Origin of the sequence: Desulfotignum phosphitoxidans DSM 13687 (assembly GCF_000350545.1) — a bacterium.
Taxonomy (GTDB): Bacteria; Desulfobacterota; Desulfobacteria; order Desulfobacterales; family Desulfobacteraceae; genus Desulfotignum; species Desulfotignum phosphitoxidans.
Genome location: NZ_APJX01000002.1, coordinates 335,833 through 358,531, shown reverse-complemented (window position 1 = coordinate 358,531; position 22,699 = coordinate 335,833). Strand labels below are relative to the sequence as shown.

19 protein-coding genes and 1 tRNA gene are annotated in these 22,699 nt (G+C 51.8%); 6 read left to right on the top strand and 14 right to left on the bottom strand.

Annotated features, from left to right (window positions below):
* Nucleotides 1-120 precede the first annotated feature (120 nt).
* Both DPO_RS06195 and DPO_RS06190 read right to left on the bottom strand, forming a co-directional pair.
* Nucleotides 121-2,253, bottom strand: a complete 2,133-nt coding sequence (locus tag DPO_RS06195; RefSeq protein ID WP_006964896.1) for an acetate--CoA ligase family protein — start codon at nucleotides 2,251-2,253, stop codon at nucleotides 121-123.
* 12 nt (nucleotides 2,254-2,265) lie between these two features.
* A complete protein-coding gene (locus tag DPO_RS06190; protein WP_006964895.1) occupies nucleotides 2,266-3,030 on the bottom strand; it encodes an enoyl-CoA hydratase/isomerase family protein in 765 nt (254 codons plus the stop codon).
* A gap of 126 nt (nucleotides 3,031-3,156) precedes the next feature.
* On the opposite strand from DPO_RS06190, the gene DPO_RS06185 reads away from it, so the two are divergent.
* Nucleotides 3,157-4,332, top strand: coding sequence for a M20 family metallopeptidase (locus DPO_RS06185; protein WP_006964894.1), 1,176 nt, complete (start codon nucleotides 3,157-3,159; stop codon nucleotides 4,330-4,332).
* On the opposite strand, the gene lepA is transcribed toward DPO_RS06185, so the two are convergent.
* On the bottom strand, nucleotides 4,319-6,121 hold the full coding sequence (gene lepA, locus DPO_RS06180; protein ID WP_006964893.1) for a translation elongation factor 4: 1,803 nt from the start codon (nucleotides 6,119-6,121) through the stop codon (nucleotides 4,319-4,321). The genes DPO_RS06185 and lepA overlap by 14 nt on opposite strands.
* A gap of 132 nt (nucleotides 6,122-6,253) precedes the next feature.
* Between lepA and DPO_RS06175 the strand changes: the two genes are divergently transcribed.
* Entirely contained in the window at nucleotides 6,254-7,153 is a 900-nt protein-coding gene (locus DPO_RS06175; protein ID WP_006964892.1) for a GGDEF domain-containing response regulator, read from the top strand.
* Nucleotides 7,154-7,165: 12 nt separating this feature from the next.
* On the opposite strand, the gene nadC is transcribed toward DPO_RS06175, so the two are convergent.
* From nadC to DPO_RS06160, 3 genes are all read right to left on the bottom strand, one after another.
* Nucleotides 7,166-7,990: a carboxylating nicotinate-nucleotide diphosphorylase gene (nadC, locus tag DPO_RS06170; RefSeq protein ID WP_006964891.1), complete on the bottom strand. Its 825-nt coding sequence runs from the start codon at nucleotides 7,988-7,990 to the stop codon at nucleotides 7,166-7,168.
* A gap of 3 nt (nucleotides 7,991-7,993) precedes the next feature.
* A complete protein-coding gene (locus DPO_RS06165; RefSeq protein WP_006964890.1) occupies nucleotides 7,994-10,651 on the bottom strand; it encodes a valine--tRNA ligase in 2,658 nt (885 codons plus the stop codon).
* Between the two features lie 86 nt (nucleotides 10,652-10,737).
* Entirely contained in the window at nucleotides 10,738-11,148 is a 411-nt protein-coding gene (locus DPO_RS06160) for a hypothetical protein (protein WP_006964889.1), read from the bottom strand.
* Between the two features lie 174 nt (nucleotides 11,149-11,322).
* Between DPO_RS06160 and DPO_RS06155 the strand changes: the two genes are divergently transcribed.
* The 3 genes from DPO_RS06155 (at nucleotide 11,323) to DPO_RS06145 (ending at nucleotide 12,838) form a co-directional block, all read left to right on the top strand.
* Nucleotides 11,323-12,054 carry an RsmE family RNA methyltransferase gene (locus tag DPO_RS06155; RefSeq protein WP_006964888.1) on the top strand — a complete coding sequence of 244 codons (732 nt, stop codon included), beginning with the start codon at nucleotides 11,323-11,325 and terminating at the stop codon, nucleotides 12,052-12,054.
* Nucleotides 12,055-12,130: 76 nt separating this feature from the next.
* Nucleotides 12,131-12,206, top strand: a tRNA-Phe gene (locus tag DPO_RS06150).
* A 209-nt stretch (nucleotides 12,207-12,415) separates the two neighbouring features.
* Nucleotides 12,416-12,838: a hypothetical protein gene (locus DPO_RS06145; protein ID WP_006964887.1), complete on the top strand. Its 423-nt coding sequence runs from the start codon at nucleotides 12,416-12,418 to the stop codon at nucleotides 12,836-12,838.
* Nucleotides 12,839-12,862: 24 nt separating this feature from the next.
* Here the strand turns inward: DPO_RS06145 and DPO_RS06140 are convergent, their stop codons facing one another.
* From DPO_RS06140 to DPO_RS06120, 5 genes are read right to left on the bottom strand one after another with little or no spacing between them, the layout of a single operon-like run.
* Entirely contained in the window at nucleotides 12,863-13,234 is a 372-nt protein-coding gene (locus tag DPO_RS06140; protein ID WP_006964886.1) for a YdbL family protein, read from the bottom strand.
* The gene (locus tag DPO_RS06135; protein ID WP_236609910.1) at nucleotides 13,224-13,454 is read right to left on the bottom strand and encodes a YnbE family lipoprotein; all 231 of its coding nucleotides are present in this window, start codon (nucleotides 13,452-13,454) and stop codon (nucleotides 13,224-13,226) included. Before DPO_RS06135 ends, DPO_RS06140 begins: the two co-directional genes overlap by 11 nt.
* 8 nt (nucleotides 13,455-13,462) lie before the next feature.
* Entirely contained in the window at nucleotides 13,463-16,036 is a 2,574-nt protein-coding gene (locus DPO_RS23750) for an intermembrane phospholipid transport protein YdbH family protein (RefSeq protein WP_006964884.1), read from the bottom strand.
* Nucleotides 16,026-16,997: a rhomboid family intramembrane serine protease gene (locus tag DPO_RS06125; protein WP_006964883.1), complete on the bottom strand. Its 972-nt coding sequence runs from the start codon at nucleotides 16,995-16,997 to the stop codon at nucleotides 16,026-16,028. The genes DPO_RS23750 and DPO_RS06125 overlap by 11 nt, the downstream gene beginning before the upstream one ends.
* On the bottom strand, nucleotides 16,994-17,803 hold the full coding sequence (locus tag DPO_RS06120; protein ID WP_006964882.1) for a putative molybdenum carrier protein: 810 nt from the start codon (nucleotides 17,801-17,803) through the stop codon (nucleotides 16,994-16,996). The genes DPO_RS06125 and DPO_RS06120 overlap by 4 nt, the downstream gene beginning before the upstream one ends.
* Before the next feature lie 121 nt (nucleotides 17,804-17,924).
* Here DPO_RS06120 and DPO_RS06115 point away from each other — a divergent pair, with 121 nt between their 5' ends.
* Complete coding sequence (locus DPO_RS06115; protein ID WP_236609909.1) at nucleotides 17,925-18,434, top strand: HD domain-containing protein; 510 nt, start codon at nucleotides 17,925-17,927, stop codon at nucleotides 18,432-18,434.
* Here DPO_RS06115 and DPO_RS06110 read toward each other — a convergent pair.
* The 3 genes from DPO_RS06110 to DPO_RS06100 form a co-directional block, all read right to left on the bottom strand.
* Nucleotides 18,411-20,648 carry a dynamin family protein gene (locus tag DPO_RS06110; RefSeq protein ID WP_006964880.1) on the bottom strand — a complete coding sequence of 746 codons (2,238 nt, stop codon included), beginning with the start codon at nucleotides 20,646-20,648 and terminating at the stop codon, nucleotides 18,411-18,413. The two genes, DPO_RS06115 and DPO_RS06110, sit on opposite strands and share 24 nt — an antisense overlap.
* Nucleotides 20,649-21,179 carry a YqgE/AlgH family protein gene (locus DPO_RS06105; protein WP_006964879.1) on the bottom strand — a complete coding sequence of 177 codons (531 nt, stop codon included), beginning with the start codon at nucleotides 21,177-21,179 and terminating at the stop codon, nucleotides 20,649-20,651.
* Between the two features lie 79 nt (nucleotides 21,180-21,258).
* The gene (locus DPO_RS06100; RefSeq protein WP_006964878.1) at nucleotides 21,259-22,695 is read right to left on the bottom strand and encodes a mannose-1-phosphate guanylyltransferase/mannose-6-phosphate isomerase; all 1,437 of its coding nucleotides are present in this window, start codon (nucleotides 22,693-22,695) and stop codon (nucleotides 21,259-21,261) included.
* Between the last annotated feature and the right edge of the window lie 4 nt (nucleotides 22,696-22,699).

Here is a 22,699-nt window from a genome sequence, read left to right as displayed (position 1 = left end):
AGTTTGATTAGAATTGTGTGCAGGATGCGAAATTCTGCTTTGCACCCTGACGCAGTTGCCTGAACGGACGTTTGTACTTCTAAGTCTAAGAATTTAACGTCTCCATGTTTTTTTGTAAACCTATTTTTTCAGGATAATTCTGGCATCCACCACATCCAGCCCGTTTTCATACAGGATAATGGGGTTGAAATCCATTTCCTGGATTTCAGGATAAGACTCCACCAGTTCCGAACAAATACCCAGTAATTTACGCAAGGTTTTTTTGTCATAGCCTTTCTGCCCCCGCACCCCGCTCAAAATGACCGATGACCGGGTATCTTCAATCATTTTCTTGCACGACGCCGGAGATACCGGCAACACCCAGAAGGTCACATCCTTCATGATTTCCACCATGATACCGCCCAGCCCATACATGATCACCGGGCCGAACTGTTCGTCGATTTTCGTGCCGATAATGACTTCCAGACCTTTTGCCGCCATGGGTGCTACGAGCACCCCTCTGATATCTGCTTTGGGATTGTATATCCGGGCATTTTCAATGATAATATCGAACGCGGCTTTTACCTGGGAATCATCCCCGATATTGAGCATCACGCCGTTGGCATCACTTTTGTGCAAAATATCCGGAGATACGATTTTCATGACCACATGGCCGTCGATCTTTCGGGCGATGTCCACAGCCTCGTCCGCCGTTTTTGCCATTCCTCCCACAGATGTGGGGGCACCGTGGAGTTTGATCAGCTGCTTGGCTTCATGCTCCAGCAGCACATGACGGCCTTCATCCACGGCTGCCTGAATGATGGCTTTCCCTTCGGGTTTGGCCTTTTCCCGCCAGTTGAACACAAAATTGGTTTTGGCATGGTAGGTTTTCAGATAATTCCCATAGGTGCACAGGCAGGCCATGCTCTTGCAGGCAATATCCAGGGAATCATGCACCGGGATATCATAGTGGCGCAACAGGTCCAGAGCATGGGAATCGTAGGCACTGTATAGCGAGTGCACAAAAATGGGTTTGCTGCGTTTTCTGCCCATGGCGCCCAGGCGATGGGCTGCCTGTTCTTCGCCGATGGCCAGACTTTTTTCAAACCGGATCCCATATCCGCCGAACAGTCCCACCATGAGAAGCCCTCCCACGGCCGGATCCTTGAGCAGAATCTTGGCGCAGTCCGCAAAAATGCTGGGATCTGCATCCGTGCCGCCGGCCACATCCACGGGGTTGGCCACGGACGCGGCTTCCGGCAGAATCTTTTTCAAATTTTCCTTTGTTTTTTCAGACAGATCTGCCAGTTCGATACCATAGTCGGTCAACAGGTCCGCGGCAATGGTGGCATGCCCCCCGCCGTCGGCCAGCACGGCAATGGCATTGTTTTTCACCGGCGGCTGGCTGGACAGGGTTTCGGCCACGGGAAACAGTTCATCCGAGTTTTCGATCACAATAATCCCGGCCCGTTCATATGCGGCCTTGGCCACCTGGCCCATACCGGCCAGAGACCCGGTATGGGATCCGGCGGATTTCCTGCCCTTGTCAGACCGGCCGCTTTTGAGCAGGATAATGGGCTTTTCAATACTGGTGTTGTAGGCTTCCTGCAAAAATTCCCGCCCCTGGCTCATGCCTTCCACATACATGAGAATCGCTTTGGTGTCCGGATCATTTCGGAAAAACGCCAGATATTCATGAAATTTGATGTCCGATTCATTGCCCACACCCACATAATAGGTGAATCCGCCGTGCTTGCGGATGGTGGCTTCAGTGATCAGGGTCAGGGCCATGTTGCCGCTCTGGCACAGCAACGCGATACTGCCTTCGGGGGGATCCTGGATACCCACCAGGTTCATGCGGGATTTCAGGTTGATCATGCCTGACGTATTGGGACCGATCAGCCGGACCTGATTGGCTTTGGCCGCATCCACCATTTCCTGTTCCAGAACGCGCCCTTTTTCTCCCAGTTCCCGGAATCCGCCGGCAATAATCACGGCCCCGGCCACGCCTTTGGCACCGCAGTTTTCCAGTATTTTGGGAATAGTTCTGGCCGGGGTGGTGATCAAAGCCAGATCCACTTTTTCCGGAATATCGGTGATATCTTTATAGCATTTCAACCCCAGAATGAAATCTTCCTTGGGATTGACCGGATAGATCTCCCCTTCATACCCGTCTGCCAGAAGGGTTTTAATGGCCTGATAGCCTCGTTTGGTCTTATTTTTGGATGCACCGATAATGGCGACGGATCTTGCATTCAATACATGTTCCAGCATGGGTTCCTTCCTTTATTTTTTGCGCTGGGCAAATTCATCCAGAGAGGTCTGACGTTCCTTGGTGGATACGCAGGCCAGACAGGCTTCGATTTCATAATCCATCAGGGCTTCCAGGCTGACTTCACCGGCGGCCATGGCCAGGCCTTTTTTGATGAGTTTCAACGAAAACGCCGAATTGGCGCAGATTTTGTCCGCCATGGCAATGGCTTCGTCCATGAGCTGTTCCAGGGGCACGGATTTGTTCACCAGCCCGATGCGGCAGGCTTCTTCACCGGTAATGTTTTCAGCGGTGAACAGCAGTTCCTTGGCCTTGCCCGGTCCCACCAGGTCCTGAACCAGGCGGAAGGCCCCGCCGGTCACCGATGAGGTGACTTTTGCCTCAGGAGACCCGATCAATGCTTCGGTCGCGGCAATACGGATATCACAGGCCAGGGCCAGCTCATATCCCGATCCCAGGGCATATCCGTTGATGGCGGCAATGGTGGGTTTTTCAAACCGCAGAATTTTTCTGGACGCTTCCTGCAGGGATTCCAGATACTGGCGATAGGCTTCAATGGTCCGGCCTTTGGAATCCTTCAAATCCGCTCCTGTGGAAAAGGCCCGGCCTTCTCCGGTGATAATCAACGCTTTGACCTGATCATCCTGCCCCAGGGCCTCCAGCGCATCCATCATTTCCGTCCACAACTGCCGGTTCATGGCATTGAGCACTTTGGGTCGGTTCAACCGGATCACCCCCACGTGATTCCGGATGTCCACCAAAATTGTTTCATAGTCCATCGGGATAAGTCTCCTTTTATTTATTTTTTAACCCTGTAACAAAATTATTATCAAGTTTAGCTTGACAGGTTTTTTTTACCTCATTTACACTCAAAAGAAAAGAGCCATCAAGGAAAGAAACATCACATGCAGGAAAAACGAAACAATGACCCTGTTCATAACTGGCTGACCCGCCATACCACCGAAATGTACGGACTTCTGGCCGCTTTGGTCAACATCCAGAGCGGCACAGGGAACAAACCCGGCGTAAATCGTGTCGGCCGCGCCATACAACTGGAAATGGAAACCATGGGGTTTTCCTGTCAGACCATTGCCCAGACCGATTATGGGGATCACCTGGTGGCACGGCATTTGGGCACGGACCCGGAAAAAAAACCGGTGCTGATCACCGGCCACATGGATACCGTGTTTCCGGCGGACACGGATTTCACCTCTTATTCAGAAGACGACACCTGTTGCTATGGACCCGGCACCGCAGATATGAAAGGCGGACTGGTGATAGGAATGTTTGCCATCAAAGCCCTGATTGAAACCCAGTGCCCGGATATGCCCCCCATCGTGTTCGTGTTCAATGCCGACGAAGAGATCGGATCCCCTTCCTCCAGACAATTGATTTTCGATCTGGCCCGGGAAAGCAGCATGGGACTGGTATTGGAAGCCGGGGGGCTTGGAGGAGAAATCGTGGTGGCCCGGAAAGGCAACCTGTCGGTTCAAATCGATGTGGAAGGCGAAGCCGGTCATGCGGCGTTTGCCGGGCCTGACAAGGCCAGTGCCATCCTGGAACTGGCCCACAAAACCATTGCCATTGAAGCGCTGCACCGGCCGGATCAGGGGATCTGCGCCAATGTCGGACGGGTGAGCGGCGGTATCGGACCCAATACAGTCCCCTCCCATGCCAAGGCTGCCGTGGATTTTCGATTCACCACGGATGGAGACAAAACCCGCCTGACCCATGCACTGGATCAGATCATGGCAGGGTCCGTCACTCCCGGGACCCGGACCACAATGACCTGGATTTCCCAGCGGCCGGCCATGCCGGAAACACCAGTCAACATGGCCTTGTTCACGCAGATTCAATCTCTGGGCAAACAGCTGGGGATTTCAGTCATCCCGGAATGGCGCCAGGGGGTATCTGATGCCAATATCATTGCCCGGGCCGGAATTCCCGTGATTGACGGCCTGGGACCCATGGGCGGCAACGACCACAGTCCGGAAGAATACATCATCAAGCAAAGCCTGAAGGACCGGGCCCGGCTGTTTGCCCACATCCTGACCCGGTGCCAACCCCCTACTCGGACTTGAGCACGGACAGAAACGCGGACTGGGGGATTTCCACCGACCCCACCATTTTCATGCGTTTTTTGCCTTTTTTCTGTTTTTCCAACAGTTTGCGTTTTCGGGAAATATCTCCGCCATAACATTTGGCCGTCACATCCTTGCGAAACGCGGACACGGTTTCCCGGGCGATGATTTTCCCGCCGATGGCCCCCTGGATGGGGATTTTGAACTGCTGCCGGGGAATTTCCTCCCGCAGTTTTTTGCAGGCTGTCCTGGCCCGGGCTTCGGCTTTGTCTCTGTGAATGAGAATGGACAGGGCGTCCACCCGCTCCCCATTGATGAGAAAATCCAGTTTTACCAGATCGGTTTCCTGGTATCCGGCAATCTCATAATCAAAAGACCCGTATCCCTGGGTGACCGATTTGAGCCGGTCGTAGAATTCATACACCACTTCAGCCAGAGGCAGTTCAAATTTCATTTCCATGCGGTTGGACGTCAGGTATTGATAGGTTTTACTCACGCCTCTGAATTCATGGCACACCTGCATCACATTTCCCATGTAACGATCCGGCACGATAATGGTGGCCTTGATAAAAGGTTCCCGGATTTTGGAGATTTCCGCCGGGTCCGGATAATTGACCGGGTTGTCGATAATATTCACCTGACCGTCCGTGGTGGTGATCTCATACTGCACCGACGGGGAAGTCAGAATCAAAGAGATGTCATATTCTCTTTCCAGGCGCTCCTGTACCACCTCCAGGTGAAGCAGCCCCAAAAACCCGCACCGGTAACCGAACCCCAAAGCAGCGGAACTGTCTTTTTCATAAATCAGGGATGCATCATTGAGTTTGAGGCGTTCCAGGGCTTCGGTCAACTCCTCGTAATCATCGGATGCCACGGGATACATGGAAGAAAACACCACGGGGGTGGGTTCCCGGAATCCGCCCACGGGTTTGGCACAGGGCCGGTCCGCCATGGTGATGGTGTCTCCGATCTTGACATCGGAAATATTTTTGATCCCGGCAATCAGATACCCCACCTGGCCGCCATACAGGCTTTTCTGGGGGATCCGCTTGATCTGAAACAGTCCCACTTCCTCCACCTTGTACTGGGAGTCATTTTGCATAAACAATATGGTGTCCCCTTTTTTGATGGTGCCGTCAAATATCCGGAAATGGACAATGGTTCCCCTAAAAGAATCATAATTGGAATCAAAGATCAGGGCTTTGAACCGGTTATCCTTGTCCACAGTCGGTGGCGGGATGGCTGCCACAATAGCGGGAAACAGCTGATCCACCCCCTGCCCGGTCTTGGCGGACACCTGCAGCGCGTTTTCACCGTCCAGACCCAGATCCTCCTCGATCTGGTTTTTCACCCATTCCACTTCTGCGGACGGCAGATCGATTTTATTGATCACCGGCAGGATGGTCAGGTTGAGTTCCATGGCCAGGTACAGGTTGGCCAGTGTCTGGGCCTCGACCCCCTGGGTGGCATCCACAATGATCAGGGCGCCTTCACAGGATTTTAAGGCCCGGGACACTTCATAGGAAAAATCCACATGCCCCGGTGTGTCAATCAGATTCAGCAGATACTCTGTACCGTCCTCAGCCGTGTAGGGCAGCGACACGGTCTGGGATTTGATGGTGATGCCCCGTTCCCGCTCGATGTCCATGGTGTCCAGCATCTGTTCTTTCATGTCCCGCTCGGAAACAATGCCGGTCAATTGAATCAGCCGGTCCGACAGGGTGGATTTCCCATGATCGATATGGGCGATGATGGAAAAATTTCGGATCTGTTTCTGAAGAATGTTCAACGGTGCTCCAAACTAAAAGTTGACAATTATCTTTAATATAGGCTAAATTTATTTTTTTGGATACATGTATCAATTGTAGAAAAAAGTGTCAAGATCACCCCATATGACCACCCCCCTGTCCCGGGAGAAAATATGACACACAAGATTCTGATTGTTGACGATGATGATGCGGTCAAAGACTCGGTGAGCGAATATCTTACCCTGATTTCCTATCAGGTGGATGCTGTTTCCAGTGCGGAAGAAGCCCTGGAAAAACTGGAGACATCCCTGGTGGATGTGGTGCTCACCGATATCATGATGCAGGGGATGGACGGCCTGGAACTGACCCGCATTATCAAGGAAAAATATGATATGGAAGTCATGGTCATGACCGGTTACAATGCGGATTATTCCTATGAAGAAGCCGTCAAAACCGGTGCCAGTGATTTTCTTTTCAAGCCCTTTCGTTTTGAAGAGCTGGACCTGCGTATCAAGCGCGTATTGCGGGAGGCGGGGCTTAAACGGGAACATAACCGGCTGCTCAAGGAAATGGAACACCTGGCCATCACGGATGCGCTCACCAAGCTGTACAACTCCCGCCAGTTTTTCCGGCAGATCAAAATAGAAACTGAAAGAAATGAAAGATATCAGCATCATTTGTCGCTATTGATTCTGGATATCGATCATTTCAAGCATTATAATGATACCTGGGGCCATCTGGAAGGAGACAAGGTTTTGATGGCCATCGGCCGTATCATCAATGCCTGCATGCGGTCCATGGACACGCCCTATCGATATGGCGGTGAAGAATTTGCCGTCCTTTTACCGGAAACCGATCTTAAAGAAGCCTGTGTGGTGGGATACCGCATCAAGAACCTCATCGGTCAGGAGGTATTTGAGCCCAAACCCGGCGTTCATCAATCCATCACCATCAGCATCGGTGCCAGTGAACTTAAACCCGGTGAAGATGTCACCTCTTTTATCCGCCGCACGGACCAGGCCCTGTATCGGTCCAAGGAAAACGGGCGGAACTGTCTGACTTACGACGACTGACGTTTCAGGCCGTCAAAAAAGACGCATACTCAAATCAACCGACCGGGCCTGGTGGGTCAGTGCGCCGCAGGAAATCACATCCACCCCGGTATCTGCAATCTCTTTCAGGGTTTCCATGGAAACATTGCCCGATGCTTCCACCAGGGCCTGGCCGTTGATTCGGATCACAGCCGCAGCCATCTCTTTTATTGACATGTTGTCCAGCATGATCACATCCGCACCCGCTGCCAGGGCCTGGTCCACCTGATCCATGGTTGAGACCTCCACTTCGATTTTCATCAGATGGGAGGTCCGGTTTTTCACGGCCTGGACCGCAGCAGATATACTGCCGGCCACCTCAATGTGGTTGTCTTTGATTAAAATACCGTCATACAGGGAAAACCGGTGATTATACCCGCCACCGGCCCGGACCGCCTCTTTTTCCAGATAGCGCCAGCCGGGTGTGGTCTTTCTTGTATCGGTCAGCCGGGCCGAAGCCCCCTTCAATACCGCCGCATATTCCCGGGTCAAGGTGGCAATGCCTGACAGCCGCTGTAAAAAATTCAATGCCACCCGTTCCGACTTGAGCAGGCAAAGCAGATCCCCGTCCACCCGCAGCAAGTCGTCCCCTTTGGACACGGCATCGCCGTCCCGGAACAAAAACCGGAGTGACACATTGGGATCCAGCATCTGAAATGTTTTCCGTGCCACATCGGTTCCCGCCAGGATGCAGTCCTGTTTGGCAACGATCACGCCACGGCCCTGCCGGGGATGTTGCAGGATACTCTCTGAGGTGATATCCCCGAGCCCGGAATCCTCAAACAGGGCCAGCGCGATTATCTGTTGGATCATGTCCATGGATTATGCCATTTCCTGAATACGTTGAAGATTGGCTGCCAGTTTTTCATTTTTTTCCGTTAGATCGGCATGCCGGGCATGGACCTTGTCGATCACTTCCTGGGGGGCTTTTTCCAGAAAGCTCTCATTTCCCAGGCGTTTCTGAACCCCGACCAGTTCCCTGGTATTTTTCTCCAGTTCTTTTTCCAGCCGAAGGATCTCTTTTTCAAAGTCAATCACCCCTTCCAGGGATACAAAACAGGTGGTGTTGCCGTTCACGGAACTGGCGCAGGCTTTGGGCACATTTTCCAGATCACAGAAAGACAGGCGCTCCATGGTGGCCAAGGTAGAAATCACGGCCTTGTTTTCCACGATCAGCAATTTTTCTTTTTCATTTTCCGTGTGGGCCAGCACCTTGATTTTCATGGATGGCTGGATGTTCATTTCGCTCCGGATGTTCCGGACACCGGAAATCAAATCAAACACAAAGGCCATGTCCGCTTCAACCGGCTCGTTTCTGTACCGGGTGTAGGTATCCTTTGCATAGGGAAACGCCGCCTGCATCACCGAGCCTTCCGTTGCGGGCAGCAGATGATAAATCTCTTCGGTGACAAAGGGCATGAACGGATGCAGCATCACCAGGATATCTTTGAGCACCGTTGCCAGCACAGCCCGGGCCGTGTTTCTTCGAATCCCTCCCTGTTTTTCATACAGGGCCGGTTTTTCCGTTTCAATAAACCAGTCACAGAATTCGTGCCACACAAACTGATACACAGCAGACGCCGCTTCGTTGAACCGGTAATTTTCAATCCCTTGTTTCACGGCCAGGGATGTCGCAGCCGACCGGGACAGAATCCAGCGTTCCCATAGGGTTAAGTTGTCATCCTCAAACCCAGTGTCTTCGGAAGTGATGTGCATCAATGAAAACCGGGCCGCATTCCACAATTTGTTCACAAAATGCCGGTATCCTTCCACCCGGGATTCAGACATTTTCACATCCCGGCCCTGGGCTGCAAAGGCCGCCAGGGTGAACCGGAAGGCATCTGCGCCGTATTGATCGATCACTTTCAACGGATCAATGACATTGCCTTTGGATTTGCTCATTTTCTTGCCATGCTCATCCCTGACCAGGGCATGAATGTACACATCCTTGAACGGGACTTCCTCTTTGAAATGAATGCCCATCATCATCATCCGGGCCACCCAGAAAAACAAAATGTCAAAGCCTGTGACCAGCACGTTGGTGGGGTAGAAAGTCTTGAGCAGCGGGGTATCTTCCGGCCAGCCCATGGTGGAAAACGGCCACAGAGCCGAGGAGAACCAGGTATCCAATACATCGGTTTCCTGGACAATCTCTTTGGATCCGCACACGGCACAGTCAACCGGATCGGTTTCCTCCACCATCACATGATTGCATGCCGGGCATTTCCACACCGGAATCCGGTGGCCCCACCAGATCTGTCTTGAAATACACCAGTCCCGGATATTTTCCATCCAGTCAAAATAAGTCTTGGACCAGATATCCGGTATAATCCGGGTCTGTTCGGAACGAACCGCTTCCATTGCTTTTTCCGCCAAAGGTTTCACCTTGACGAACCATTGTTTGGACACGGCCGGTTCCACCACGGTCCGGCATCGATAGCAGCTGCCCACACTGTGTTTCAACGGTTCTTTTTTCTCCAGCAGCCCCTGGTCGGCAAGGGCCTTGACCACCCGGGTCCGGCATTCAAACCGGTCCAGCTCCTGGAACGGCCCGGCCGCCTCGGTCATCAACCCTTTGTCATTGATCACTTTGATCCGATCCAGGCCGTGTTTTTCCCCCAGATCAAAATCGTTGGGGTCGTGGGCCGGTGTCACTTTCAGTGCCCCGGTACCAAACGCCGTATCCACATACGTATCCCGGATAATGGGAATCATCCGGTCGGTAAGGGGCAGCAGTACATGTGTCTCCGTCAGATCTGCAAACCGCGCGTCTGACGGATTTACGGCCACGGCAGTATCTCCGAACATGGTCTCCGGCCGGGTCGTGGCCACGGTCAGTCCTTTTTTGTGTCCTTTGAAAGGATACCTTACATAATACAGGTATGAATCCTGTTCCTCATATTCCACTTCCAGATCCGCCAGGGCCGTGAGACACCGGGGGCACCAGTTAATGATATACTGGCCTTCATATATCAGACCTTCCTTGTACAGCCGGACAAATACCTTGCGCACGGCATCGGACAGTCCCTCGTCCATGGTGAACCGCTCCCGGTCCCAGTCACAGGAGGCTCCCAGCCGTTTAAGCTGATTGATAATAGCACCGCCGGATTTTTCCTTCCATTTCCAGACCTCGTCGATAAAGGCTTCCCGGCCCAGCTGATCCCGATTCTTGCCCCGGGCCGCCAGATCCCGTTCCACCACATTCTGGGTGGCAATACCGGCATGATCCGTGCCCGGCATCCACAGCACATTATAACCCAGCAGCCGCCGGTATCGGCACATGATATCCTGGATCACATTGTTCAGGGCATGGCCCATATGAAGCACACCCGTGACATTGGGCGGGGGAATAACGATCGAAAACGGCGGGTGCTCACTGGTATCTTCTGCTTTGAAAAATCCGTTGTCCTGCCAGAACTGATACCATTTTTCTTCAATCCCTGCCGGCTCATACCCTTTGTCCAGAGAATCCGAACCCATAATCTGCTCCTAAATACCCATATTAATGAAAAAGGGGACCCGTAAATGAATCCCCAGAATTTGTTACGCCAATGTATCCTTAACCGTCAAAACGGACCGATGCGATCCATATCTTTTAACAGGGCGGTCTTTATTTTTTGAATTTCCTGTAAAATTACCCGCTCCATTGTATCAAAAAGCAGCGGTTCAATTTTTTGGGCAAACTTTTTTTCGATCACCCGTTCCAGTGCCGCCTCGATCTGTTCCTGGGAGACCGGCATTTCTTCGGATGGATCATCTTGTACCGGATCTTCAGACTCGATGTCTTCGATATCCATCTCAATATCACTGACCTCGTCCATATCCGTCAGTTCAATGGCGGTGTCATCAAAGCTGCCGTCCGGGATCTCATCCTCTGAGAAGGTATCATCCGACAAGATATCTTCCATGTCTTCAGCATCTTCCACCACATCCGTCAATTCAATTATCGGATCATCCTGTTTTGTTTCTCCGGCCATGGCACCCTCTCATTTTTTCAAAAATTAACCGGATCATTATAGATCCAAACCATGAAAATTTATCAAAGTGTCCTTCGGGTGTCAACATATTAAACCCCGAACGTCTGGAACAAGGATTGTTTTTTTCCCCAAGACCCCGTATGATTTGACAAAAAACAGACACAAGGTGAACGAATGCAGAAATTTTTAATCCCCGGGGATTCCCTTTGTGAGAACCGGGTTATTCTTGACGGGTCTGATGCCCGGCATATCACCCGGGTACTGCGCCTTTCCAGGGGTGATCACTTAAGTCTCACCGACGGGATGGGAACCGATTTTTCCGGCCGGATCACTGACTGCAACCGGGAACAGGTCACCGTGGAAATCATGGATACCCGGCTGTCTCAAACCGAATCCCCTCTTTTGCTCACCGTGTGCACCGGTATGCTCAAATATCAGAAAATGGATGATGTCATCCAGGGCCTGACCCAGATAGGCATTACCCGGTGGATTCCTTTTTTCTGTGAACGCTCCATCCCTTTACCGGATGCCAAAGCCCTGGACCGGCGCATGGAGCGCTGGCAGACCATCGCAAACGAAACCATTAAACAATGCCAAAGAAGCCGGGTGGTGGAGATTTCTTTTCCCATGACATTTGACCGCATCCTGGCAATGGCCAAAGACTTTGATCATTGCATCGCTTTCTGGGAACAGGGCGGCGACTCATTGTCTCAACTTATGCCCGGCAAAACCCGCAACCAGACCCTGGTGCTGATCGGACCGGAAGGAGGTTTTTCAGAATCCGAGATCAACCGGGCATCTGCCAGCGGATTTATCCCCTATTCTCTGGGACCCCGGATCCTGCGGGCGGAAACTGCATCCCTGTGCGGGGCCGCCCTGATCCAGCACCGACTGGGAGATATGTAGCGCCATCATGAAAGTTTTATTTTTTGCTTGACATCCCCGGACAAAAAACATATAAACCCATTCGTTTGCTGTTCACGCCCAGGTAGCTCAGTCGGTAGAGCAGGGGACTGAAAATCCCCGTGTCAGCAGTTCGATTCTGTTCCTGGGCACCAGATTTCAAAGGGCGTTCAACGATATTCGTTGAACGCCCTTTTTGTTTTGTATGCATAAAACCCAAAACCTCGTTCAATATGCAGCCCCCACACATAAATTCATCAAGGGATATACAGATTTTTCCTTGCCAAATACCCGATTTATAAATATAATAATCGATTAGCAAAAAATACAAAAAAAACCCGATGCAGAGGGAAGGAGATATATCATGGCTAAAATTTTTTATTCCGGAAACAGAGAGGCGAAACTCCTTTCCAAAATTGAATCATCCAAAGAAAGAGAGCGGATCAAAACCCTGAATGCGATCCGGGACAATATCGAATTTTTTGCCAACAAAGTATCCATGAAACTGATCGAGAGCGGGCTCATTGAAACCGTGAGCAAATCCGCCATCGAAAATCAGATCATCCGCTGCTTAGACACATTGATCAAGTCAGAGGATTTTGACATCGATTACACGGTCGCCCCGTTCCGCACCCTGGTTGCCAACCCCAATATTGCCAGCCTGTATCTGACCGCATTTGTGGTGGAAAAACTGATTGACCACAAGGATGTGATCGATGTTTACGGCAGTGATGAAGATATTTACTACTGCATCCACAACCAATTGACACATCTGATGGCGGAATAGCCTTCCGCCATCAGATCGATCCGGTTATTTCTGGACCCAGGTGCCGTCCGGCATCTGGACATACGTGCCCGGTGCGGCCCGTTCTATCAATTGCAGGGCCCGGTTCTTTTCCACAACCGATAGTGAGGTGTTCTGTTGTTTGGCAATATGGGCATACACGGTTTTCCGGTCCTGGTTCTCCTGGGCGATCAGGGCTTCATGGGTTTTTTCATTGCCCACGAAATCTAAGTATCCCCGGTTGTTTTCACCCACAATTCCCTGGGTTTTCAATTGTGCAATCACGGGCAGCCGTTCTTTCATCCGTTCCTTGATTCCCTGGGCCGGCACGGAATCGGCCAGTGTCAGCACAGCTGCAATGCCAATGATCGTATATAGGGCCCATTGTTTAATCCTCATTTTTCTTCTCCTCCAGTTCTTCCATGATTTCGTCTTCCTGGGCATCGATGTCGCTGAAAAAGTCATCCAATGCCTTCTGCACCTTGATATTCACATCGATGGTGATGTGAATGGGCTTGACCTCCACAGGTTTGACATCCACTTCATGGCGGGTCTGACATCCGCTGAACATCATAACCATCCATACCAGTAAAATGAAACGGGGTATCAGGGTCATCATCTCTCCTTTTAATTTAACAGTTTCCGGATCTTGTTGCCAAACGTCACCACCTGGTTGAAAGGAACCGTCAGGTTCACATCCAGCTGAATCCCCTGGAATCGGGAACCCGGACTCTTCGCATCCACCCTGACAAACGAATTGATATCTTTTTTATAGACAAAAGGCAGTATCCGGCCGGGTTTGCCGTCCAGTTCCATGTTCGCTGTCAATGTGTCCCCCTGGGTGGTAAACGTGAGTTTGGCCCAGGTATATTCAAAATCCTTTAACGCCTCTCCTGCCAGATCCAGCTGGCTGAATCCGGGGGAATCCATGGGAACTCCGGCCATCAGCTTTTCAGGGTTCCGGATCACTATCCGCCCCCCCTGCCCCGGGGTTGAAAATAAAAATGCATTGTCAAACGAGATCTCCCCGTTTTTGTACTTCACGGGAATGCGGCCGTTCAGACTCCCGTTTCCCTGGGCGTCGAATCCGCCCATCTGTGCCAGCAGCTGATTCAACTGAATCCGATCACAATACAGGGTCAGGTCCACAGATTGATCCTCCGAAGGCATCCGGAAAGATTCCGTGGACACCCGACCGCCGGCCCAGTTGACCCGCATATTTTCCAGCAGCAGAAAAGGCCCTTTTTCCAGGGTGAAACGCACCACTGCATCCGTGGCCTTGAAATCACCGGCCTGAATCCGGGCAATGGTCACCTTCTGGCCCGGAACCGATGCCGGTGCCAGAAGATCATTGAATTTGAGGTGCCCCTGAATCTGTTCAAGTGTCAAATTCTGATCCGGTACAGACACAGACCCGTCATAAATGCGCAGATCCCCCCCTGTAGACAGGTGATGACTTTTCCATTCCGCAAATCCGGATACCAGAACATCCAGATCATATTCAACCGGAAACAAGAATTGCGGCATAATTTTTTCAAACTGGGACGGTGACACCTTGAACCGGTTTGTTTTGACAGTCACGTGCCCATGAATGCCGGGATCCAGACCGGCGGTTCCATTGAGCGCAATGGTCATGGCATCAGACTCCGGCATCTGAAATGTGCCGTCAAACTGAACAGCTTTTTTTTCGGTCCTGTGAATACTGCCTTTGCCCGTCAACAAGGGCTGATTGTCAATCATCAGTTTTTCCATGGAAAACCGGCCTGCTTTGCCCACATGGGGATAGGTGACCGGTATCTGTGCCCAGATCCCCTGCACAGCCATCTTTTTATCCGGAAACGTGACACTGCCGGAAACCAGTTCCGTGGTCAGATCCATTCGGGGGGTGCCCGGCAGTCCGCCGGTCATATCCATGGAAACTCTACCTGCTGTATCCAATCGGTTCAATCGGACATCCCCGTCCCGGGTATGCATATGAATCCCGGACAAGCGGGATGTCAGGTCCAAGGTCAGGGGACCGGCATTCCAATCGCCCAAAATATCGGACTGAACCGACCCCTGACCCGAGGCCACTTGCCAGCCCTGCTTTTCAATATGGGTTTGTGAAAAGGAAACCGTCATATTTCCATCAACCGCATGATCCTTTATATGCAGTGACAATGCGGCAAACGGCTGCTCCACCACGCCGGTAACATCGGTGTGCCGGAACGCCAGCTTTTCCATGGGCCGGGTCTCCCAGGTCAGGTTCACATCCCGGATACCGAATCCGGAAGCATCCAGCATCACCTGGGCCCGGCCGGACCCGGTCAAATCGGAAAAATCCGGGTGGGACACACCCATCTCTCCCAGCACGGTGATCTGATGAGGCTCTTTTAAAATCCGGGCCACGGCATGTGGGATTTTGATTCCATCGGGCCTTGACATGATCATATCTGACAATTCTATCTGCCAGGTATTGTGGGTCAATTTTTCCACAGACCAGTCCGTGATCCCGGACCATGGGCTCTTTTTGACAGTCAGAAAATCAACCAGGGGATCAAGATCAAACGCCCGGGCGTTGAGATGAAATGTTTCCAGGCCGGTCACGGCATGAACCCGTGTTTTCAACGTCACCTGCTGACCAAAGGGATAAAATTTTGCTTCACACACCATCTCCTGATCAGATTTGTTCATTGCCAGGGCGCCGTTAAAAGGGATCACTGTGACGTCCTGATTCATTTTCAGTATCAGCCGGGCATTGTTTATTTCAATCTGTTTTGGCAGATACGAAACATAGGATGCAGCCCTGGTTTTGAAATCTACTGATGCACTATCTTTTAAATGAGGCGGCTCCGAAGTCAGGCTGCCCTGTAAAACAGGGTCGATTAAAACTCCTTGCTCCGAATCATACATCGCATTGATTGTCAGGCCGGACAAAGTCAGGTGTTTGAGGGTCGGCACACCCCAGCCGTCAAACGCATACGACACCGATACCAGGTCCGCTGACATATCTTTGCCCCATTTTAAGTCAGAAATCAGTGTCCGGTTTTTTCCCACATGCGACACCTTGAACTGCACGTGCTGTGATGACAGCACCGCCCCATACCGATATTCAATAAACCACTGGGCCACCATGGGCAGGTTGACGGCCAGGATGGCCAGAACCAGTGCCACCCCACCCAGAATCATCAACAGTTTTATGCTCAAAGATTTAAATCGCATTTTTAATCCGTATGGTCAAAAACATATCTCCTTTGGGCTTCCCGGGCAATGACCGGCCCATGCCGGCCAGGCGCAGCCGGTTTCCCTGTTTCACCCCGGGGGGAATGGTGACCCGGTACAAGGGTTTGGAAAACCCCCAGGGGATGGTGATCATTTTTTTTGTACCCGTCAACGCTTCCAGAGAAGACACCTCGATGGTGCCGTACAGATCCGATTCATCGGAAGCCGGGGTGGCCAGTATGGTCTGAAGTTTCGGGGTGTGCTGTTTTCGGGTGTACTGTTGAATTTTCTGCCGGGCGCCGGTTCCGGGAACCTGGCGGTTGAGTTTCACCAGCACCAGGCCGGCGATGAATCCTCCGATATGTGCCCACCAGGCAATCCCGGCTCCGGCACCGTCTCCGGCAGCGTTCAGAAACTGAATCAAAAACCAGAACCCCAGAAATATGAATGCAGGTATTTCAACAAACCAGGGAATGATGATGATGGGGATCAGTGTCAGGATCTTAGCCCGGGGATACAGCATGAAATATGCGCCCATGACACCGGCAATGGCCCCGCTGGCGCCAATGGTGGGGACCATGGAAAACGGATTGAGCAAAAAATGAAATGCCCCGGAAATCAGTCCGCACAGCACGTAAAACCCCAAAAAACGCAACGAACCGAAATGGGCTTCCACATTGTCCCCGAAAATATACAAAGACCACATGTTTCCCAGCAGATGCCAGAAACCCCCATGAAGAAACATATAAGTGAACAGGGAATACACATGGTTGAACCCGGAAAAATGCCGGGACATCTCATGGATCGTGTACTTGGCCGGTACCAGTCCATAGAAATAATAAAAGGCCTCACTGGCCCCCACCTGGGCCTGAAACAGCCAGGCCAGCAAATTGATACCCATCAATCCATACGTGACCACAGGCACACAGTCGGACACCTGGTTGTCCCGGATGGGTATCATTGAACGACCCGCAGCCGGCAGGCCTGTTCACAGGCGGATTTCACCGCTTTGACAATGACCATGACCGCATCTTCAACAGTAAAGTAAGGCACATCTGCATCCCTTTGGCAGACATCCACCAGGGCCGCGTTTCCGGTATCCAGACCCAGCCGGAACCGCAGGGCATCCACCCAGGAGAAATAAACCATCTGAATATCTGACGGATCCAGCCTTGCCACAGCGGTTTTTGATTTCAGGGACAGATCCGACATGACCTGATCCACCGCAGCATCCACGGAATCCGGGAAAACCGGGTCCACATCCAACGCCATGTCATAGGGCCAGGTAACTTCTTTGTCCAGAAACATCAGGTACACCAGAATCTCCAGAACCATCTTGACATCCATATAGATATCCGGATCATGACTGGCCCGGGGGCCTGCGACATTCAACACACCAATCTTCAGGTCCTGCACAAATGCCTGAAGTGTCATCGCCGCTTCAAAGGGATCATGGGTGACCAGATTCACGGCAATACAGGGTTTTTTCTGGGTTTTTGCCAGTTCCCGGGTAAGTCTGGATCCGCCCATGAGACGTCCGTGGTACAAAACAGCCGTCCCCTGGGAGTCCAGAATATTCTGAAGGGTCCGGTCCCGGTAATCGGGCGTCGGCATGACCGACAACCGGTATCGTGAGGGCAAAGGACCGGCTTCGGTTTTTCTTCCCTTAGGAATCCATCCGCCATAGGCAATATTGTATTTAAGCGCCACATCCAGTGCCGCCTGATCCGCACCGGTCTGGCCCCCGGAAATTATTTTTTCTAACATACCAGACACCTGTGTTGTAAAAAAACCTTTTCTATCATATCAATACCGCGTATAACTGCAACAGAATTTTATGAAAATACCCTCTCACAACCAATGCTTTCAGATCATCCGGAAGATGGGAATGATGGACCATATTATCGATCATTCCCTCATGGTCGGCAATGTCACGTTGTGCTTGTGCCGGCATGTGAATCAGTCCACTCCCGTGTTGAATACACATCTGGCCACTGCCGCAGCCCTGCTCCACGATATCACCAAAACCCGCAGTTTTAAAACCGGAGAACGGCATTCTGAAACCGGAGGAGACCTGCTCGAAACCCTGGGCTATCCGGAAGTGGGAAACATCATCCGCCAGCATGTCATCCTGGATGACTGGAAGGAAAACACGCCTGTCACGGAACAGGAAATCGTCAATTATGCGGACAAACGGGTGCTTCACGACACCATCGTGTCCCTTGCCCAACGACTGGAATATATTCAGGATACTTACGGCCATCTGCAAGATCTGCAGGATCGGATTGCCGGGATGTGGCGGATGACCCGGACACTGGAAAACAAATTGTTCCGCCGGATTTCCTTTTCACCGGACCAGTTGGCAGACCGGGTGCTAATGGACATCCGTTTCTTTTAATTCCAGAATATCCCGGCGAATCTGTTGAAGCTGGGTCACCATGCCGGTCACTTTTTCCTGCTGGGTCTGCTTTTTTGCCTGATCAACCGCCCTTGTTTCATCTATATCCATATCCAGGGATCGATACAACGAAAACCGCTCATGGATCTTGTCAGTGACATCCCGGGTCACCGCCCGGATCAGCGGCATGAAATACTGATTTTTCAACCGGAGATGAAATTGCTCGATCTGGGGATCGATCCCCTGCAGGGTCTGTTTTTTGATCCGCCGGGCGGCAACGTCAAACCCGGAATTCAATGAAAACGATTGCTGTTTGTCAACCAAAGCACGAAAGAACCGGGTGACAAACGTGATGCCCAGGCCGGTCAGGGCATGAGTCTGGATCCGGCCCGAATACCGGGGCATCATGGTGATGTCCGGCAAAGTCAGTCCTAAAATCTTCTTGATGGCCTGAACATCCACAAAACGGTCCAGTGCCGGCTGGTGGGCAGCCATCTGAAACTGGATATTCGTGTCTTCGGACTGACCCGGGGCCAGGGAATTTTTTGAAAGATCGATGCGGTAGGTATCCAGAAGTGATTGAAAATACGATTGTATCCTGTCTTCCTGACGGGCCGCCAATGTGTGGATGTCGGGCAGAATATCGGTCATCACAAACAGGTCCAGGGATCTTCTGAAATCCTGGAACATCAGATACAGTATTTTTTTGATCCCCAGTTCTTTTAACCGGTTCTGATACAAGGATGTATCCAGCGGTGTCTGGTTCACAAACGCCACCATTTTTTTACGGATCCGGCCGGCATCTTTGGCAAACGCGTTGTCAAGATCGGCTTCAAGCTCCCGGGTCAGGCCGGCCACAGCGCCCGGTACGGCGTTTTTCACGATGGTTTCAAGCTGTTTGACATTATCTTTGATCCGGGCGATCTTTTTTCGGGTCTGTTCCCGGTCATCCCCGGTTGCATTCAATCCATCCAGAAACAGGCGCGCTTTATTTTCCAGGGCGGTGCACATGTGAAACAACCGCTCCAGATGATTGGACACCAGCAGGCGGTGATGCCGCCGGGACAGCAGTCCGGACAGGCGTGCATCAAATCGTTCAGCGTTTTCACTGCACCAGGATGTCATGACCGGATCTTCCTGCCACAGGGCCAGGCGTTTGCGGTTACGGCGGCTCAATTTTTTTTCCATGGCGCAAAACAGGCGCATGAGCGCGGAAAATGAATACAGTTCCGGTGAAGCAAGCAAAAATGAAAGCTCCTGGCGCGTGTTCTGTTCACTGGCCAGCAGGTCATCCAGTGTTTCATGTTCAGACAGGTCGCAGTTATTCACAAACAGGATGTTTTCAAGCAGTCCCATACCTTGAATAATCTTTAAAAACCGCATATCCGACCGTCGCAGTCCGGTTCTGGAGCTGATGCAGTAAACAAAGAGGTTGGCCTGCTGAAGGTAGGTCACAACCCGGTTCAACTGGCCGGGATCCGTAGAATCCGCCCCCTGGCAGTCAGCCAGTTCAACCCGGGGATCCAGGGTTTTACCGAACAGTTCAAGACAGGCATCCGCCACATAAAAGGCATTGGCTGCATCGCCGGTGAATAGTTTGTGATCCGAAAACTGCCGGCCTTCAAAAACCAGCTGTTCCCGGTCCGCCCCCACCAGATCCTTGCAGGTGTCATACCCTTGCAGGGCATTGCGGATCACCAGGGTCTCGGGACGGATTCCCTGGTCCGTGACGGGAAACGCCTGAACCAGTTTGCCATACACCTGTTTTAAAAAATCCTGATCCTTTTTTCGCCGCAAATCAAAGGTTTCCGGATTCACATTCAAGGAAGAGGTGTCATCTTGGGGAAACATCTCCAGCACATTTTTCAGGGTCTGATTGATATCATCCCAGGATTTGAGAAACAGGACGGCCCGGTTTTTTTTGCCTTTGCGGATCCGGGTGGTGACTGCCGTGACCACCCCGGCCCCCCGCTTCACCACCTCTTTTCCGGTCATGGCATTGATCAATGTACTTTTTCCGGATTTGATCACTCCCACCACGGCAATTTTAATCCGGTTGGATTGTATCTGTTCAGGAATTTTGCCACAACGGATTTTAACGGATTCCAGCATGTCGTCCGCCAGTGGTGGAACGGTTTCCATTGTATCGATCACCGACAGAATATCGGAAACAATGGCCGCAACCTGCGGATATGTATCATTGGACGTGGTCATTCAGGAAATCAGCATCATGGCTTTTTCGTATCTTAAGTCACACTTGGTTCCAAACATGATGTCCCGGGTCATGGGACAGGTCAGCCAGGCATTGTCATGCAGTTCATTGTCCAGCTGCATGGGTCCCCAGCCCGCACATCCCAGCATGATCATGAAATCGGCCGGTCCTTTCTGAACCGCAATGGCTTCCAGAATATCCCGGGAATTGCTCAAGGCCAGCCAGTCCGTTACCTGCAGGGTTTCATTCCAGGTAAAGGGCGGACCGTGAAGCACAAACACCCCGGACGGCTGCACCGGTCCTCCCAGGTAGATGTCCAGCGTATCCACACTGCGGTCAAACGTGATATTCAGGTCTTCAAACAATTCCCGTCCGGTGAGCAGGGGATGGATTTTATTGATGATAAATCCCAACGCGCCGGATTCATTGTGTTCGCACATGCCGGTAATCGTCTGGGCAAAATTGGGGTCCGGGAGTCCGGGCATTGCCAGAAGAAATTTACCTTTCATGGTTTCAGAAATCATGTCAGCCATAGACCTGCTCCAAACTTAGTGTTTATTTTCTGCTTTTTCCATGCACATGTGTGTTTAAAACGGCAGTTTTAAATATTTTTTATGGATTTGCAACCTTTTCTTTTTCATGCTCTCTGCCATAAACATCATCCAGCCGGACAATATCGTCTTCTCCCAGATACGGCCCGGACTGGACCTCAATGAGTTCCAGCGGGATCTTTCCGGGATTTTCAAGGCGATGAACCGTTCCCAGAGGAATATAGGTGGACTGATCCTCTTTGAGCAGCAGGGTTTCTTCCCCCCGGGTCACGATGGCTGCTCCGGATACCACGGTCCAGTGCTCGGCCCGGTGAAAATGTTTTTGCAGCGACAGCTTGGCACCGGGCTTCACCGTGATCCGTTTCACCTGATACCGGTGAGACTGATCAATGGTCTCATAATCTCCCCAGGGCCGATACACCTTGGCATGGGTGATGGACTCTTTACGGCCCCGGGATTTGAGCTGGTTCACGATCTGTTTGACATCCTGAACCCGGTCTCTGGGAGACACCAGCACGGCATCCCCGGTTTCCACCACCACCACGGAATCCAGACCCACCGCAGCCACCAGCCGGCTCTGGGCGTTGATGTAGGAATCGGTCACATCATGGACCAGCACATCTCCTTTGATCACATTGGCATGGGTATCTTTCTTTTCGGTCTGCCACAAGGCATCAAAGGATCCCAGGTCATTCCATCCCGCATCCAGAAACACCATCACCCCTTTTTCGGTTTTTTCCATCACGGCATAATCAATGGAATCCGCGGCCACCTGATCAAAAATAGCTTGATCCACCCGGAAGAAATCCAGATCCTGCCGGCCATTGGCCACAGCCCTGCGGCAGATATCCACCATATCCGGGGCAAGAAGCGTCAGTTCCTTTAAAATGGTGGAAGCCTTGAACATGAACATGCCGGAATTCCAGCAATAATCCCCGGAAGACAGATAAGATTTGGCCGTGTCCAGGTCCGGTTTTTCCACAAACCGCTGAATCCGACAGACATTGTCTTCCAGAGAAGAGCCTTTTTGAATATACCCGTACCCGGTTTCAGGCGTATCCGGGACAATCCCGAAAGTGATGAGATATCCGTCATCCGCCAGGGTTTTTCCTTGTTCGATACCCCGGTGAAACGCGGACACGTCATTGATCCGATGGTCGGCCGGTAACACCAGCATCACCGGGTCCTGATTCTGAGCGGTCAGCTGAATGGCAGCCAGAGCAATGGCCGGGGCCGTATTTTTTGCCGCCGGTTCCAGAATGATGGCCCTGGGGACCACCTGTATCAATTGAAGTTGTTCCGCCGTCATGAACCGATGCACATCATTGCATACAATCAGGGGGGCATCCATCCCCTCCAGGTCGCTGAGGCGGAGCACCGTGTTCTGAAGCATGGTATGCCGGTTGTACATATTGATCAGCTGTTTGGGGTAAAGTTCCCTGGACAGGGGCCACAGCCTTGTGCCGGAACCGCCTGCCAGAATAACGGGCACGGTCATGGTG

Bases quoted from the DNA above. Each gene is read 5' to 3' on its own strand.
- DPO_RS06120 (WP_006964882.1), bottom strand. From the start codon at position 17,803: ATGTTAGAAAAAATAATTTCCGGGGGCCAGACCGGTGCGGATCAGGCG.
- DPO_RS06155 (WP_006964888.1), top strand. From the start codon at position 11,323: ATGCAGAAATTTTTAATCCCCGGGGATTCCCTTTGTGAGAACCGGGTT.
- DPO_RS06100 (WP_006964878.1), bottom strand. From the start codon at position 22,695: ATGACCGTGCCCGTTATTCTGGCAGGCGGTTCCGGCACAAGGCTGTGG.
- DPO_RS06105 (WP_006964879.1), bottom strand. From the start codon at position 21,179: ATGGCTGACATGATTTCTGAAACCATGAAAGGTAAATTTCTTCTGGCA.
- nadC (WP_006964891.1), bottom strand. From the start codon at position 7,990: ATGGACATGATCCAACAGATAATCGCGCTGGCCCTGTTTGAGGATTCC.
- DPO_RS06195 (WP_006964896.1), bottom strand. From the start codon at position 2,253: ATGCTGGAACATGTATTGAATGCAAGATCCGTCGCCATTATCGGTGCA.
- DPO_RS06125 (WP_006964883.1), bottom strand. From the start codon at position 16,997: ATGATACCCATCCGGGACAACCAGGTGTCCGACTGTGTGCCTGTGGTC.
- DPO_RS23750 (WP_006964884.1), bottom strand. From the start codon at position 16,036: ATGCGATTTAAATCTTTGAGCATAAAACTGTTGATGATTCTGGGTGGG.
- DPO_RS06160 (WP_006964889.1), bottom strand. From the start codon at position 11,148: ATGGCCGGAGAAACAAAACAGGATGATCCGATAATTGAATTGACGGAT.
- DPO_RS06135 (WP_236609910.1), bottom strand. From the start codon at position 13,454: ATGATGACCCTGATACCCCGTTTCATTTTACTGGTATGGATGGTTATG.
- DPO_RS06185 (WP_006964894.1), top strand. From the start codon at position 3,157: ATGCAGGAAAAACGAAACAATGACCCTGTTCATAACTGGCTGACCCGC.
- DPO_RS06175 (WP_006964892.1), top strand. From the start codon at position 6,254: ATGACACACAAGATTCTGATTGTTGACGATGATGATGCGGTCAAAGAC.
- DPO_RS06115 (WP_236609909.1), top strand. From the start codon at position 17,925: ATGATGGACCATATTATCGATCATTCCCTCATGGTCGGCAATGTCACG.
- DPO_RS06145 (WP_006964887.1), top strand. From the start codon at position 12,416: ATGGCTAAAATTTTTTATTCCGGAAACAGAGAGGCGAAACTCCTTTCC.
- DPO_RS06140 (WP_006964886.1), bottom strand. From the start codon at position 13,234: ATGAGGATTAAACAATGGGCCCTATATACGATCATTGGCATTGCAGCT.
- DPO_RS06165 (WP_006964890.1), bottom strand. From the start codon at position 10,651: ATGGGTTCGGATTCTCTGGACAAAGGGTATGAGCCGGCAGGGATTGAA.
- DPO_RS06110 (WP_006964880.1), bottom strand. From the start codon at position 20,648: ATGACCACGTCCAATGATACATATCCGCAGGTTGCGGCCATTGTTTCC.
- DPO_RS06190 (WP_006964895.1), bottom strand. From the start codon at position 3,030: ATGGACTATGAAACAATTTTGGTGGACATCCGGAATCACGTGGGGGTG.